Genomic DNA, 13,971 nt, shown 5'->3' with positions numbered 1-13,971 from the left:
TTCTACCTCAGCTTCAGGGTGGCAAGGCCAATCAGCACGAGAATTACGGTGATGATCCAGAAACGGACGATCACGCGCGGCTCGGGCCAGCCCTTGAGTTCAAAGTGGTGGTGAATCGGCGCCATGCGGAATACGCGGCGACCGGTCAGCTTGAAGGACGCCACCTGAATGACGACCGACAGGGTTTCCATCACGAACACACCGCCCATGATGAACAGGACGATTTCCTGACGGACGATCACGGCAATGGTGCCCAGGGCCGCGCCCAGCGCCAGTGCGCCGACGTCACCCATGAAGACTTGCGCCGGGTAGGTGTTGAACCACAGGAAGCCCAGACCCGCACCGATCAGCGCGCCGCAGAACACGATCAACTCACCGGCGCCCGGTACGTATGGAATGAGCAGGTATTCGGCGAATTTCACGTTACCCGACAGGTAGCAGAAAATCCCCAGGCCACCGCCGACCATCACGGTCGGCATGATCGCCAGGCCGTCGAGGCCATCGGTCAGGTTGACCGCGTTGCTTGAGCCAACGATCACGAAATAGGTCAGGACGATGAAGCCTGCACCCAACGGAATGCTGTAGTCCTTGAGCATCGGCAGGATCAGGGTGGTTTCAACCGGCGTCGCGGCGGTCATATAAAGGAAGATCGCCGCGCCCAGGCCGAACACCGACTGCCAGAAGTATTTCCAGCGGCTCGGCAAGCCACGAGAGTTCTTCTCGATCACCTTGCGGTAGTCATCGACCCAGCCAATGGCGCCGAACAACAGGGTCACCAGCAGCACGACCCAGACATAACGGTTGGTCAGGTCAGCCCACAACAGGGTACTGACGCCAATGGAAGACAGAATCAACGCGCCGCCCATGGTCGGGGTGCCCGACTTGGACAGGTGCGATTGCGGGCCATCGTTGCGAACGGACTGGCCGATCTGACGGTTCTGCAGGGTGCGGATCATCCACGGGCCATAGCACAGCGACAAAACCAGCGCGGTCAGTACACCGAGAATCCCGCGCAGGGTCAGGTACTGGAAGACCGCGAAGCCTTTGTAGAACTGTTGCAGATACTCCGCTAGCAGCAGCAGCATTAATGTTTCTCCAGGCTGGTCCCGCACAAAGCGGCGACGATGTTTTCCATCGCAGCGCTGCGCGAGCCCTTGATCAAAATAGTGGTGTTTGTGTCTTGCTCGGCGCCCAAGGCCTTGATCAGCTCAGCCTGTGTGCTGAAGTGAAAAGCCTGTGGGCCGAAGGCGTTGACGGCGTGAACCATCATTGGCCCGACCGCGAACAGCGCAGAAACCTTGCCCCGGGCGTACTCGCCCACGTCGCGATGCCCCTGCTCCGCCCAATCGCCCAACTCGCCGATATCTCCGAGCACCAGAACGGTGCGACCGGAAAAGCCGGCCAGTATATCAACGGCGGCGCACATGGAGGTGGGGTTCGCGTTGTAAGTGTCATCGATCACGCGCATGCCATTGCTGGCCAGTTGCGCGACGGTGCGCCCCTTGACCGGTTGCACCGCGCCCAGGCCCGTGGCGATGCCGAACAGCGACACGCCCAGCGCATGGGCGGCAGCCGCAGCCGCCATGGCATTGGCAACGTTATGGGTGCCGAGCAAGTTCAACTGAACGCGCTCCACACCTTCGGGTGTATGCAGGTTGAACGCCGGGCAGCCACGAGCGTCGGTGGTCAGATCGCTGGCATGGAAATCTGCGCGGTTGTTGCTCAGGGCAAACGTCAGTACCTTGCGGCCGGCTGCGCGTTTCTTCCAGATCTCGAACGCCTTGTCATCCAGATTGAGTACGGCGACGCCATCGGCATCCAGCCCTTCGATGATCTCGCCCTTGGCTTCGACGATTTTTTCCGGCCCGCCGAACTCGCCAACGTGGGCAGTCCCGGCATTGTTGAGAATGGCCACGTGGGGCTTGGTCATGGCGACGGTGTAGGCAATTTCACCCAGGCGCGATGCACCCAGTTCGATCACGGCAGCGGTGTGTTCCGGCGCCAGCTCCAGCAGGGTCAGCGGAACGCCGAGGTCGTTGTTCAAATTGCCACGGGTGGCCAGTACCGGACCGCGGGTACGCAGGATGCTCGCGAGCATTTCCTTGACCGTGGTCTTGCCGCTGGACCCGGTGACGGCTGCAACCGGCTGAATGAATGCCGAACGATTCAGTGCGCCCAGTTGCCCCAACGCCTGACGGGTGTCGCCCACCAGCAACTGCGGCAAGCGGCTGTCGGCGATTTCGCGTTCGACCAGTGCCGCCACGGCGCCTTTGGCCGCCACGTCATTGAGATAGTCATGACCATCGAAACGCGGACCGGCCAAAGCGATAAACAGCTGGCCCGGCTTGATGGCGCGACTGTCGATGCTGACGCCGTCGAAGCTGGCATCGGCACCGATCAAACGGCCGCTCAATGCGCCAATCAGTTCGCTGAGTTTCAACGCTTTAAGCATGGGCAACCTCCCACACGGTCAAGGCACGATCGGCCTCGACCAGATCAGAGAAGGCATGGCGCTCGCCGTTGATTTCCTGATAGTCCTCGTGACCTTTTCCAGCCAGCACGATCACGTCGTCGGCCGACGCTCCAGCAATCAGCTGGGCAATCGCCTGGCCACGTCCGGCAACGAAAGTGACTTTGTCCACAGCCGTGAAACCGGCGCGGATGTCGTCGAAAATGATCGCTGGATCTTCGGTACGCGGGTTGTCGTCGGTGACCAGCACGCCGTCGGCCAATCGCTCGACCACTTCGGCCATCAACGGACGCTTGCCGCGATCGCGGTCGCCGCCGCAGCCGAACAGGCACAGCAAGCGACCTTTGACGTGTGGGCGCAAGGCCGTCAGGACTTTTTCCAGGGCATCCGGGGTGTGGGCGTAATCGACCACCACCAGCGGTTGCGTACCGCCGCCGAGGCGCTGCATGCGACCGGCCGGGCCTTCGAGTTTCGGCAATACCTTGAGAATTTCGTCCAGTGCGTACTCCAGGCCGAGCAAGGCGCCAACGGCGGCCAGCACGTTGCTCAGATTGAATCGACCGAGCAAGGTGCTGCGCAGATGGTGCTCGCCCTGCGGCGTGACCAGCGTAGCGCGCACCCCTTCGTCGTCGAACTGTGCTTCGCGGCAATACAGATAGGCACTTTTGTCGAGCAGGCTGTAAGTGATCAAGCGCGACTCACGCTTATCGGCGGCCAATTGCCGGCCGAAATCGTCGTCGAGGTTAACCACCCGGCATTTTAAATCGTTCCAAGCGAACAGCTTGGCCTTGGCTTCGCCATAAGCGTGCATGGTGCCGTGATAATCCAGGTGATCGCGGGACAGGTTGGTCATCACCGCCACATCGAACGCCAGCGCGGTGACCCGGCCCTGGTCCAGGCCATGGGACGAAACTTCCATGGCCACCGCTTTGGCGCCGGCCTTTTTCAAGTCGCCAAGGGTCGCTTGCACGGCAATCGGATTCGGCGTGGTGTGCAGGCCGCTTTCCAGCGCGCCGTAAAAACCGGAACCCAGGGTGCCGACGATGCCGCAGTGCTGGCCGAGCAGGTCCAGCGCCTGGGCCACCAGTTGGGTCACGCTGGTCTTGCCGTTGGTGCCGGTCACACCGATCAGGTTCAGGTGATGACTGGGTTCGCCATAAAAGCGTCCGGCGATATCCGACAGCTGCACCGCCAGGCCTTTGACCGGAATCAATGGCACGTCGGTAATCGGCAGCACGGTGGCGCCTTCCACTTCATACGCTACGGCAGCGGCACCGCGCTGCAATGCATCGCCGATATGCGAGCGACCGTCGAACCTGCCGCCCGGCACCGCGAGAAACAGGTCACCGGCGCGCACGTTGCGGCTGTCGAGTGCCAATTCACGGATCAACAGATCGTGCCCGGCGTGGGGAAATATCTTGTTCAGACTTAATGACATCAGCCGCGCCCTCCATTGGCTTTCAGCGGAACGACCGGGGTGGCGTTGGCTTGTTGAACAGGTGGCAAATTGTCCGGGGTGACATTCATCAGGCGCAGGGTGCCGGACATCACGCGGCTGAACACCGGCGCCGAAACCAGACCACCGTAGTAACCAGCCTTGGTCGGCTCATCGATGACGACCACGATGGCGTATCGCGGATCGCTCATCGGACCGAAACCGGCAAACAGCGAGCGGTAGGAATTCTCGGCATAACCTTTGGTGCCGACCGAGGTTTTACGCGCCGTACCGGACTTGCCGCCCACGTGATAGGCCGGCACCTGCGCCCGGAACACGCCGCGTGGAGCCTCGATCACTTGTTGCAGCATGGTCTGCATGGTTTTCGCGACCGTTTCCGGCAACACCTGAGTGGTTTGTGGTGTTTTGTCGGTTTTGATCAGTGTCAGCGGTGCGAGGCGGCCGTTGTTGGCCAAGGCCGAGAAGGCATGCACCAGTTGGATCGCCGTCACGGAAATACCGTAGCCGTAGGACAGCGTGGCGGTCTCAGCCTTACGCCACTCACGGTAGTTCGGCAGGTTGCCGACGCGTTCGCCCGGGAAGCCGAGGCCAGTGTCCTGGCCGAGGCCAAGTTTTTGCGCCAGGCGGAAAATGGTTTCACCGCCGATATCGAACGCGACCTTACTCATGCCGACGTTACTGGAATTGATCAGGATGCCGGTCATATCCAACACCGGACCTTCGGTCTTGGAGACGTCCTTGATGGTGTATTTCCCGATCTGCAAAGTGCCCGGATACACCTCGACACTGTCGGTCGGCTTCCAGCGCCCGGTTTCGATAGCGGCGCTCATGGAGATCGCCTTCATGGTCGAACCCGGCTCGAATACGTCAATCATCGCGCGGTTACGCATCATCGCCGGTTGCAGGTTACGGCGGTTGTTCGGGTTGTAGGTCGGCTGGTTGACCATGGCAAGGATTTCGCCGGTCTTCACATCCATGATCACCAGGCTGCCGGCCTTGGCGCCGTTCTCGATGATTGCGTTGCGCAGTTCGCGGTTCGCCAGATATTGCAGACGCAGGTCAATGGACAACGCCAAGGGCTTTCCGGCCTTGGCGTTTTTGGTGACCTGGACATCCTTGATCAGCCGGCCGCGCCGGTCCTTGATGACCTGTCGTTTGCCGGGAACTCCGGCAAGCCATTCCTCATAGGCCAGTTCAACACCTTCTCGACCATGGTCATCGATGTCGGTAAAACCAACCATGTGGGCGGTGACTTCACCGGCCGGATAGAAACGGCGAAACTCTTCGATGCCGTAAACCCCCGGCACTTTCAAGTCGAGCACAGCCTGACCCTGCTCAGGCGTCAGCCCGCGCACCAGGTAAATGAATTCTTTATTGGCCTGGGCTTCGAGACGCTCGGCCAGGGCTTTCGGGTCTTGCCCCAGCGCAGCAGCCAGTGCCGGCCACTTTTCCTTGGCCAGCTGCATTTCCTTGGCGTTGGCCCACAGGGTAGTCACCGGCGTACTGACGGCCAGAGGCTCGCCGTTACGGTCGGTGATCAGACCACGGTGAGCCGGAATCGGAATGTGACGAACGCTGCGCGCGTCACCCTGACCTTTGAGGAAGTCACGGTCGACCACTTGCAGATCGATGATGCGCCAGGCGATCGCCGCGACCATGACACCGAGCAGACCCAGCACCAGGCGAAACCGCCAGGGAAAGAGTGCACCTTCGAGTTTCATCATGGCGCCACCATCTGAACTTCGGCGGCACCGGGAATGCGCATTTTCAGTTGTTCGGTGGCCAGCACTTCGATGCGGCTATGGGCCGTCCAGGTGCTCTGCTCAAGAATCAACCGACCCCACTCAGCCTGGGCCTTGTCGCGCACGCTCAACTCGTTGTACAGCGAGTTCAGCAGCTGACGATTCCAGTGCGCGCTGTAGGACACGCCGACGGCAGACACGAGTACGCCAATGAACAGCAGCAGCATGAAAAAGCTTCCGCCGGGCAGTGGCTTGGCGAAAAGCTTGCTCACCGCAGCTTCTCCGCCACACGCATGACAGCGCTACGGGAACGTGGATTGGCCTTGAGTTCGGCGTCGGAGGCCGTCTGCGCTTTGCCATGGACTTTGATTTTCGGTTCGAAGGCGACATGCCGAACCGGCAGATTGCGCGGCAGGTTGTCGGCTTCGCCTTTCACCAGCTTGCGCATGAACAGTTTGACGATACGGTCTTCGAGCGAGTGGAAGCTGATCACCACCAGGCGGCCACCCACTTCCAGGCACTCCAGAGCGGCTTCGAGGCCGGCTTCCAGATCGCCCAGTTCGTTGTTTACGTGAATACGCAGGCCCTGGAACGCACGGGTAGCAGGGTTCTTGCCCTTTTCCCAGGCCGGGTTGGCGACTTTCAACACTTCAGCCAGATCGGCGGTGCGCTCGAACGGCTTGATGTCGCGACGCTCGGCCACGGCACGGGCCATGCGCCCGGAAAAACGCTCTTCGCCGTATTCCTTGAACACACGGGCGATTTCTTCCACCGGCGCGCTGTTGACGAACTCCGCCGCACTGATCCCGCGGGACGGGTCCATACGCATGTCCAGAGGACCGTCGTTGAGGAAACTGAAGCCGCGCTCAGGATCGTCGAGTTGTGGCGAAGACACGCCGAGGTCAAGCAAAACGCCGCTGACCTTACCGTGCAAACCACGCTCCGCGACTTCGGATCCAAGCTCGGCAAAGCTGCGCTGCACAACGACAAAGCGGCCGTCTTCGGCCGCTAGCGTCTGCCCGGTGGCAATCGCTTGAGGATCTTTGTCGAATCCGAGCAACCGACCATCAGGACCGAGTCGGCTGAGGATCATCCGGCTATGTCCGCCGCGCCCGAACGTGCCATCCAGATAGCAGCCATCAGGACGTACGGCGAGAGCCTCAACGGCTTCGTCAAGCAGTACGGTGATGTGGTTAAAGCCGCTATCAATAGTCACAGGATCAAATCACGCAGTTCATCAGGCATGGCGCCCGGTTGTTGAATAGCAGCCAGGTCGGCGGCAGAAACCGCGTTCCAGGCATCCTCGTCCCACAATTGGAACTTGTTCAGTTGGCCTACCAACATCGCTCGCTTATCCAACTTGGCATATTCACGAAGACGCGGCGGAACCAGAAAACGACCACTGCCATCGAGCTCGAGGTCGACGGCATTACCAATCAGTAAACGTTGCAGACGGCGGTTCTCTTCGCGAAGCGAAGGCAGTGCGCGCAGTTTGGTTTCAATAATTTCCCACTCATCGAGGGGGTAAACACACAAACACGGATCAACGGCATCAATTGTGACGATCAACTGACCGGAACTACGCGAAACGAGCTCGTCACGGTACCGGCTCGGCATGGCGAGACGGCCCTTTGCATCGAGACTGATAGCGTTGGCTCCGCGAAACACGTCAGCGTTTCTCCAAATATTAGCGTTTTACGCTCAAAAAACCCACTTCATGCCACTTTCCGCCACTTGCGCACACTATAGGAATGCGCCCACCACACCGTCAAGGCGCGGATTAAAGGAAAACCCTTACAGAACTGAGATTTAGGAGCATAAAAGGAGGGACAACGAAAATCCGGCAGATGCACCAGCCCGATAACTTGAATCAGCACAGAAGGCTGCGTTCGAAAGTTAAAGTAATTTATTAAGAGTAAGATTTTTTCGGTATTACGAAAGTGCTTATGCCGACGTTTTGAAAGGGGGAGAAATCGGGTGCTGCATCGAGTTTATGCGTTCGTTACCAGAGCAGGCTAATCGATATCACAAAACGCCTTCTATCGTGATCTGCACGAAGGGAAATGGCAATCACCGCCCCCCGCTCAAATGATTTAAGCAGAGGGTAGAAAAAAGGTGGAGAGTCGATCTGTAAGCCGGGTTCTGTCTTGAACAGTCATTCGTCTACGATGGCCATCACTGGACATCTTTAGCAACCTACCCGGTCCCAGCGCGGGCCACGCCTTGGGACCCTATTTGGTCTTGCTCCAAGTGGGGTTTACCTAGCCACGAACTGTTGCCAGACGTGCGGTGCGCTCTTACCGCACCTTTTCACCCTTACCGGCGCCGAAGCGCTTAGGCGGTTATTTTCTGTGGCACTTTCCGTAGGCTCACGCCTCCCAGGCATTACCTGGCACTTCGCCCTATGGAGCCCGGACTTTCCTCCCCCCCCTAATTTTCATAGAGGGCAGCGACTGTCCGATCGACTCTCCGCCGCGAAGGTTAACGGCAGAGCGCCCGAAGAACAAGCGCTAAACGCCTTCAGCCACGCCTGCGCGTCGGGTTTTACTCGCCCTTCTGCTTATCCAGCGCAACTTGATAGAGTACATTCTTGCGCTCACCGGTAATTTGCGCCGCCAATGCCGCGGCACGCTTGAGCGGCATTTCCTCAAGCAACAGGTTGAGGATGCGCATCGCTTCGCTGCTGACAGCGTCCTCGCTCTCGGGAGCCGACCATCCCGCTACCAGCACCACGCATTCGCCGCGCTGCTGATTACTGTCCGACTCGACGAACTGGCGTAACTCGGCCAGCGGCAAGCCCTTGAGGGTTTCGAACGTCTTTGTCAGCTCGCGCGCCAGCAATCCGGGGCGGTCGGCACCGAACACCAGTTCCATGTCTTGCAAACATTCAAGGATGCGGTGCGGGGCTTCATAAAAAATCAGTGTGCGCGGCTCTTCCTTTATCGCCTCAAGACGAGCGCGTCGCCCCACAGCCTTGGCCGGCAGGAAGCCTTCAAAGATGAAACGATCCGACGGCAGCCCCGCAGCCGACAATGCCGCAATCAATGCACAGGCGCCCGGAACCGGCACCACATTGATCCCGGCCGCGCGGGCCTGGCGCACCAGGTGATAACCCGGATCGGAAATCAGCGGCGTTCCGGCATCGGAGATCAGCGCCACATCATCACCCGCGAGCAAGCGGGTAATGAAACGGCTGCCTTCATCACGCTCGTTGTGCTCATGGCACGCTGCCAGTGGCGTAGGGATGCCGAAATGCTGCATCAAGCGCTGAGAGTGCCGGGTATCTTCGGCGGCGATCAATGCAACCTCGCGAAGAATCTTCAGCGCACGCGCACTGATGTCATCCAGGTTGCCGATGGGCGTCGCCACCACATAAAGCGAGCCAGCAGCGGAATTCAAAGCACCTGGAGCAGTCAAAGCGCACACCTCATGATCGATAAAGCCGCCATTGTAACGCGTAGCGACGCTGGCGATATGTGCAAGCACCATCAGCTTTTGCGACTGTTTGTGCAGCATCGCAACATTTACACCAGCTAAATTGATCGATTCACGCCAGCAACATCGCGCCCCGGCCAGCGCTTGGGTACAATTCCACGCTAATTTGATCGAGTATCAGGAACACTTACATGATCGCTTGCCTGCGGCTGTTCACTGCCCTCTGCCTCGCTGCCTTGCTGGCGGCTTGCGCCAGCTCGCCCTCCTCCAGCCTTGGCGAACTCCCACGAACCCCGGATGCCAGTATCGAGCAACTGCTTGAAAAGGCCGCCCAAAGCAAATCGCCGGAAGACGCCGCCTTGCTGCGCCTGAGCGCAGCAGACCTGGCCTACCGCCAGGGCAACGCCGCCCAATCAGCGCAGATCCTGCAGCAAGTGCCGGTGGAGCAACTCAAGCCCGGCCAGCAGGTATTCGCCAACACACTGGCCGCCGAATTGGCCATGACCCGCAACCAGCCGAAAGCTGCACTGACCGCCCTGAGCCATCCGAGCCTGCAGCGCCTGGGGGAATTGCCGGAAGAGCAACAAGTCCGTACCGGCACCGTTCGCGCTCGCGCTCTTGAAGCCGATGGCCAGACCCTCGCTGCCGCCCGGGAACGCATCTTCATCGCACCGATGCTCAGCGGCGAAGCCGCCGGCAAAAACCACGAAGCCATCTGGGTACTGATCGCCTCGCTACCGACCGACCAACTGCAACCAGGCACCACCGATGACCTCGGCGGCTGGATGACCCTGGCACTGGCGGTAAAAACTGCCGGCACCCTGGAACAGCAGCAGGCCGCCATCGACAACTGGCGCAAGCAGAACCCGAAACACCCAGCTGCCATTCAATTGCCACTGCCACTGACCAAACTCAAGGAACTGGCCAGCCAGCCCCTGAGCAAGATCGCCCTGCTGCTGCCGCAAGACGGCCAGTTGGCCTCGGTCGGCAAAGCATTGCGCGAAGGTTTCATGGCCGCTCACTACCAGGCACAACAAGCCGGACAGCAACCACCCGCCATCGAATTCTATGACAGCTCGCGCCTGACCTCCCTCGACGAGTTCTATCGCAAGGCTCAGGCCGATGGCGTGCAACTGGTCGTCGGCCCACTGGAGAAGCCGCTGGTCAAACAGCTGAGTACTCGCCCGCAATTGCCGATCACGACCCTGGCGCTGAACTACAGCGAAGGTGAACAAGGTCCGGCGCAACTGTTCCAGTTTGGTCTTGCAGCCGAAGACGAAGCCCGTGAAGTGTCCCGCCGCGCCCGCGCTGACGGCCTGCATCGCGCAGCCATCATGGTGCCGAAAGGCGAATGGGGCGACCGCGTACTTCGGGCGTTCAGCCAGGATTGGCAGGCCAATGGCGGCAGCATCGTTGCCACCGAACGTGTCGACCAGCCGGTTCAGTTGGCCCAGCAAATTGCCGACATGTTCCAGCTGCGCCAGAGCGAAGGTCGCGCCAAGAGCCTGCAAAGCACGGTAGGTTCGCAAGTCGCCGCCCAGCCATCCCGTCGCCAGGACATCGAGTTCATCTTCCTGGCCGCCACGCCGCAACAGGCCCAGCAAATCAAACCGACCCTTAACTTTCAGTACGCGGGCGATGTTCCGGTTTACGCTACATCCCACGTGTTCAGCGCCAGCGGTGACGTGAACCAGTACAACGACATGAACGGTATCCGCTTCTGCGAAACCCCATGGCTTCTGGATGCCAATGATCCGCTGCGCAAACAGGTCACGGCACAATGGCCTCAAGCGGCCGGCAGCCTGGGTCGCCTGTACGCAATGGGTGTCGACGCCTATCGCCTGGCACCACGCCTGGGGCAACTCAAGACCCTGCCGGACAGCCGCATCGAAGGCCAATCCGGCAGCCTGGGCATGACGCAGAACCAGCGCGTCGTGCGGCAGTTGCCATGGGCCGAGTTCGTCAACGGTCAGGTTCAACGCCTGCCGGACACTTCGCGCTGATGCCTGACAGGTCACGCCAGCAAAGTGGTAAGGATGCCGAGCACCAGGCGCTCGGCCATCTTCAACAACAAGGTCTGCGCCTGTTGGCGCAGAACTGGTTGTGTAAACGCGGCGAGCTTGATCTGGTCATGCTAGATGGCGATACAGTAGTATTCGTTGAAGTTCGCTACAGAAAAAACACTCAATGGGGTGGCGCGCTCGATAGCATCGATGAGCGCAAACGGCAGAAACTGATTTTTGCCGCGCAGTATTTTCTTCAGCGCGAGTCGCGCTGGGCCAATTCCCCTTGCCGTTTCGACGTGGTTGCCATTGATAGCGACCTCGATCAGTTGAACTGGTTACAAAATGCCTTCGACAGCTGATCGCTTGCACCCCGAACCGGATAACACCCAACACTTTTGCTCTTTGTTTTGCGGGCTGCACATTCACGTGCCGGACAGCCGCGCTCATTAAGGTCACACAGATGGACATGCAATCGCGAATTCGCCAGCTTTTTCAGGCCAGTATCGACACCAAGCAACAGGCGATGGAAGTACTTGCACCGCACATCGAGCAAGCCAGCCAGGTCATGGTCAACGCCCTGCTCAATGAAGGCAAAATGCTTTCCTGTGGCAACGGTGGCTCCGCCGGCGACGCCCAGCACTTCTCCTCCGAACTGCTCAACCGCTTCGAGCGCGAGCGCCCGAGCCTGCCTGCCATTGCGTTGACTACCGACAGCTCGACGATCACCTCGATCGCCAACGACTACAGCTACAACGAAGTGTTCTCCAAGCAGATCCGTGCCCTCGGCCAGCCGGGGGATGTCCTGCTGGCAATTTCCACCAGCGGTAACTCGGCGAACATTATTCAAGCGATTCAGGCCGCACATGATCGCGAAATGATTGTCGTAGCATTGACCGGTCGCGATGGCGGCGGCATGGCGTCGCTGCTATTGCCCGAGGACGTGGAGATTCGCGTACCGGCCAACGTCACCGCACGTATTCAGGAAGTCCACCTGCTGGCGATCCATTGCCTTTGCGATTTGATCGACAGCCAACTGTTCGGGAGTGAAGAATGACCCCTAATCGCCTCGGCCTACTGGCCCTGACCCTGTGCCTCGGCATCAGCGGCTGCACCTCGGTGGTTAAAGCCAGCCGCGAAGCACCGATTGAAGATGACCGTGGCACCCGCACCTTCGGCAGCAAGATCGACGATTCCCTGATCGACACCAAGGTTGGCGTAAACGTCGCCAAGGCCGACCCGGCACTGGATAACGACTCGCACATCGTCGTCACCAGCTTCAACGGCGTCGTGCTGCTCGCCGGGCAAACGCCGCGCGCAGACCTCAAGGCCAAGGCCGAACAGGCCGCTGCCGCTGTCCAGCGCGTGAAGACGGTGCACAACGAACTGCAGGTTCTGCCGCCCTCCTCATTGCTGGCACGCCAGAACGACACCTGGCTGACCACCAAGATCAAAACCCAGATGCTCGCCGACCCGAACATCCCCGGCTCGCGCATCAAGGTTGTCACCGAGAATGGCATCGTCTACCTGCTGGGTTTGCTGACCAAACAGGAAGCGGCACAAGCAACCAATCTGGTGCAGGGTGTTTCCGGCGTTCAGAAGATCGTGAAGCTGTTTGAGTACATCGACTGAGCCTCCTCGGCGGTGGCGATTCTGAAATCGCCATCACCGGCAAGCTGTGCTCCTACAAGCAATAAAAAAGGCGATCCTTGCGGATCGCCTTTTTTATTACTTCACCACTTTCAGGCTCGGCCGACCGCTGGGACGCGGCGGCTCGCTGTCAGGTGGCGGAATATCATCATCCGGCTCGATCTCATCCTCATCTTCCAGAGGCGATTCCAGATCGAACACCATACCCTGACCGTTCTCCCGAGCGTAGATACCCAGGATCGATGCGATAGGCACATACAGCGTATGCGGCACACCACCGAAGCGACCTTCAAAGCTCACCGCTTCGTTATCCATGTGCAAATGGCGCACGGCTTGTGGTGATACGTTCAAGACAATCTGCCCGTCACTGGCAAACCCTTGCGGCACCTGGACCGACGGATACTCGGAATTGACCAGCATGTGCGGGGTGCAATCGTTGTCCACAATCCACTCGTAGAGCGCGCGGACCAGATAAGGTCGACTGGAGTTCATAGCGGCTCCTTAAGCCTTAGCGCATGTCGCGTTCGACACCAGACAGACTCGCCTGGAAAGCCTCACGCGCAAACTGGCGCTCCATGTAATCAAGCAACGGCTTGGCTGGCCGTGGCAGTTCTATACCCAGAATCGGCAATCGCCAGAGTATTGGCAATAGGCAGCAATCCACCAGGCTTTGTTCCTCACTGAGGAAAAACGGCTTGTCGGCGAACAACGGCGACACGCCGGTCAGACTTTCGCGCAATTCCTTGCGCGCCACGGCACGAGCGGCTTCCTTGGTCCGCGAATCCAGAATCAGATCCACCAGACCACACCAGTCTCGCTGTATGCGATGCATCAACAGACGGCTGTTGGCACGCGCCACTGGATAAACCGGCAGCAACGGTGGGTGCGGGTAACGCTCATCCAGATATTCCATTACCACCGTAGATTCCCACAACGCCAGGTCACGATCGACCAGGGTGGGCAAACTGCCGTAAGGGTTCACTTCGATCAGTTTAGGCGGCTGGCGGCCAGCTTCCACGTAAATGATCTCGGCGCTGACACCCTTCTCTGCCAGTACGATTCGCACCCGGTGGGAATAGTGGTCGGCGGGGTCGGAGTAACAGGCCAACCGATTGGTCACGCCCATGGCGATCCTCCTCGCTTGTAAAAATAATCGAAAGCGGAAAAACGAGCGCGCCCAGAGGGCGTCTCCCGTAACGCCTGGCCAGCCAGACT

General features: G+C 59.6%; 14 protein-coding genes and 1 other RNA gene. 4 read left to right on the top strand and 11 right to left on the bottom strand.

Going from position 1 to position 13,971, the window contains the following annotated elements; genetic code table 11:
* Positions 1 to 2: 2 nt before the first annotated feature.
* From mraY to rsmI, 9 genes are all read right to left on the bottom strand, one after another.
* On the bottom strand, positions 3 to 1,085 hold the full coding sequence (mraY, locus tag FFS64_RS00585) for a phospho-N-acetylmuramoyl-pentapeptide-transferase (protein ID WP_008016698.1): 1,083 nt from the start codon (positions 1,083 to 1,085) through the stop codon (positions 3 to 5).
* On the bottom strand, positions 1,085 to 2,452 hold the full coding sequence (gene murF / locus FFS64_RS00580; RefSeq protein ID WP_137803792.1) for a UDP-N-acetylmuramoyl-tripeptide--D-alanyl-D-alanine ligase: 1,368 nt from the start codon (positions 2,450 to 2,452) through the stop codon (positions 1,085 to 1,087). Before murF ends, mraY begins: the two co-directional genes overlap by 1 nt.
* Positions 2,445 to 3,908: a UDP-N-acetylmuramoyl-L-alanyl-D-glutamate--2,6-diaminopimelate ligase gene (locus FFS64_RS00575; protein WP_137803791.1), complete on the bottom strand. Its 1,464-nt coding sequence runs from the start codon at positions 3,906 to 3,908 to the stop codon at positions 2,445 to 2,447. Before FFS64_RS00575 ends, murF begins: the two co-directional genes overlap by 8 nt.
* Positions 3,908 to 5,647 carry a penicillin-binding protein 2 gene (locus tag FFS64_RS00570; RefSeq protein WP_171017044.1) on the bottom strand — a complete coding sequence of 580 codons (1,740 nt, stop codon included), beginning with the start codon at positions 5,645 to 5,647 and terminating at the stop codon, positions 3,908 to 3,910. Before FFS64_RS00570 ends, FFS64_RS00575 begins: the two co-directional genes overlap by 1 nt.
* Positions 5,647 to 5,940, bottom strand: a complete 294-nt coding sequence (gene ftsL, locus FFS64_RS00565) for a cell division protein FtsL (protein ID WP_137803789.1) — start codon at positions 5,938 to 5,940, stop codon at positions 5,647 to 5,649. The genes FFS64_RS00570 and ftsL overlap by 1 nt, the downstream gene beginning before the upstream one ends.
* Positions 5,937 to 6,884, bottom strand: a complete 948-nt coding sequence (rsmH, locus tag FFS64_RS00560) for a 16S rRNA (cytosine(1402)-N(4))-methyltransferase RsmH (RefSeq protein ID WP_372242153.1) — start codon at positions 6,882 to 6,884, stop codon at positions 5,937 to 5,939. The genes ftsL and rsmH overlap by 4 nt, the downstream gene beginning before the upstream one ends.
* Complete coding sequence (mraZ, locus tag FFS64_RS00555) at positions 6,881 to 7,336, bottom strand: division/cell wall cluster transcriptional repressor MraZ (RefSeq protein ID WP_003205355.1); 456 nt, start codon at positions 7,334 to 7,336, stop codon at positions 6,881 to 6,883. Before mraZ ends, rsmH begins: the two co-directional genes overlap by 4 nt.
* 447 nt (positions 7,337 to 7,783) lie before the next feature.
* An RNA gene (gene rnpB, locus FFS64_RS00550) (RNase P RNA component class A) lies at positions 7,784 to 8,137 on the bottom strand.
* Between the two features lie 75 nt (positions 8,138 to 8,212).
* A complete protein-coding gene (rsmI, locus tag FFS64_RS00545) occupies positions 8,213 to 9,085 on the bottom strand; it encodes a 16S rRNA (cytidine(1402)-2'-O)-methyltransferase (RefSeq protein WP_137804023.1) in 873 nt (290 codons plus the stop codon).
* 209 nt (positions 9,086 to 9,294) lie between these two features.
* Between rsmI and FFS64_RS00540 the strand changes: the two genes are divergently transcribed.
* The 4 genes from FFS64_RS00540 (at position 9,295) to FFS64_RS00525 (ending at position 12,738) form a co-directional block, all read left to right on the top strand.
* The gene (locus FFS64_RS00540; protein WP_137803788.1) at positions 9,295 to 11,106 is read left to right on the top strand and encodes a penicillin-binding protein activator; all 1,812 of its coding nucleotides are present in this window, start codon (positions 9,295 to 9,297) and stop codon (positions 11,104 to 11,106) included.
* The gene (locus FFS64_RS00535) at positions 11,106 to 11,468 is read left to right on the top strand and encodes a YraN family protein (protein WP_137804022.1); all 363 of its coding nucleotides are present in this window, start codon (positions 11,106 to 11,108) and stop codon (positions 11,466 to 11,468) included. The genes FFS64_RS00540 and FFS64_RS00535 overlap by 1 nt, the downstream gene beginning before the upstream one ends.
* 101 nt (positions 11,469 to 11,569) lie before the next feature.
* Positions 11,570 to 12,163 (top strand): phosphoheptose isomerase, encoded by a 594-nt coding sequence (locus FFS64_RS00530; RefSeq protein ID WP_095192986.1) that lies wholly within the window; start codon positions 11,570 to 11,572, stop codon positions 12,161 to 12,163.
* On the top strand, positions 12,160 to 12,738 hold the full coding sequence (locus tag FFS64_RS00525) for a BON domain-containing protein (protein ID WP_095192985.1): 579 nt from the start codon (positions 12,160 to 12,162) through the stop codon (positions 12,736 to 12,738). The genes FFS64_RS00530 and FFS64_RS00525 overlap by 4 nt, the downstream gene beginning before the upstream one ends.
* A gap of 96 nt (positions 12,739 to 12,834) precedes the next feature.
* On the opposite strand, the gene FFS64_RS00520 is transcribed toward FFS64_RS00525, so the two are convergent.
* Positions 12,835 to 13,248, bottom strand: coding sequence for a ClpXP protease specificity-enhancing factor (locus FFS64_RS00520; protein WP_095192984.1), 414 nt, complete (start codon positions 13,246 to 13,248; stop codon positions 12,835 to 12,837).
* Positions 13,249 to 13,264: 16 nt separating this feature from the next.
* Positions 13,265 to 13,882, bottom strand: a complete 618-nt coding sequence (locus tag FFS64_RS00515) for a glutathione S-transferase N-terminal domain-containing protein (protein ID WP_007989864.1) — start codon at positions 13,880 to 13,882, stop codon at positions 13,265 to 13,267.
* Between the last annotated feature and the right edge of the window lie 89 nt (positions 13,883 to 13,971).

Source organism: Pseudomonas sp. G(2018), from assembly GCF_005502415.1.
Taxonomy (GTDB): Bacteria; Pseudomonadota; Gammaproteobacteria; order Pseudomonadales; family Pseudomonadaceae; genus Aquipseudomonas.
Note: the sequence above shows the minus strand (reverse complement) of the source record. Positions and strands in the feature narration are given on the sequence as shown.

Excerpts from the sequence above, each read along its gene's own strand:
- mraY (WP_008016698.1), bottom strand. The coding sequence starts at position 1,085 with ATGCTGCTGCTGCTAGCGGAGTATCTGCAACAGTTCTACAAAGGCTTC.
- murF (WP_137803792.1), bottom strand. The coding sequence starts at position 2,452 with ATGCTTAAAGCGTTGAAACTCAGCGAACTGATTGGCGCATTGAGCGGC.
- FFS64_RS00575 (WP_137803791.1), bottom strand. The coding sequence starts at position 3,908 with ATGTCATTAAGTCTGAACAAGATATTTCCCCACGCCGGGCACGATCTG.
- FFS64_RS00570 (WP_171017044.1), bottom strand. The coding sequence starts at position 5,647 with ATGAAACTCGAAGGTGCACTCTTTCCCTGGCGGTTTCGCCTGGTGCTG.
- FFS64_RS00540 (WP_137803788.1), top strand. The coding sequence starts at position 9,295 with ATGATCGCTTGCCTGCGGCTGTTCACTGCCCTCTGCCTCGCTGCCTTG.
- FFS64_RS00535 (WP_137804022.1), top strand. The coding sequence starts at position 11,106 with ATGCCTGACAGGTCACGCCAGCAAAGTGGTAAGGATGCCGAGCACCAG.
- FFS64_RS00530 (WP_095192986.1), top strand. The coding sequence starts at position 11,570 with ATGGACATGCAATCGCGAATTCGCCAGCTTTTTCAGGCCAGTATCGAC.
- FFS64_RS00525 (WP_095192985.1), top strand. The coding sequence starts at position 12,160 with ATGACCCCTAATCGCCTCGGCCTACTGGCCCTGACCCTGTGCCTCGGC.
- FFS64_RS00520 (WP_095192984.1), bottom strand. The coding sequence starts at position 13,248 with ATGAACTCCAGTCGACCTTATCTGGTCCGCGCGCTCTACGAGTGGATT.
- FFS64_RS00515 (WP_007989864.1), bottom strand. The coding sequence starts at position 13,882 with ATGGGCGTGACCAATCGGTTGGCCTGTTACTCCGACCCCGCCGACCAC.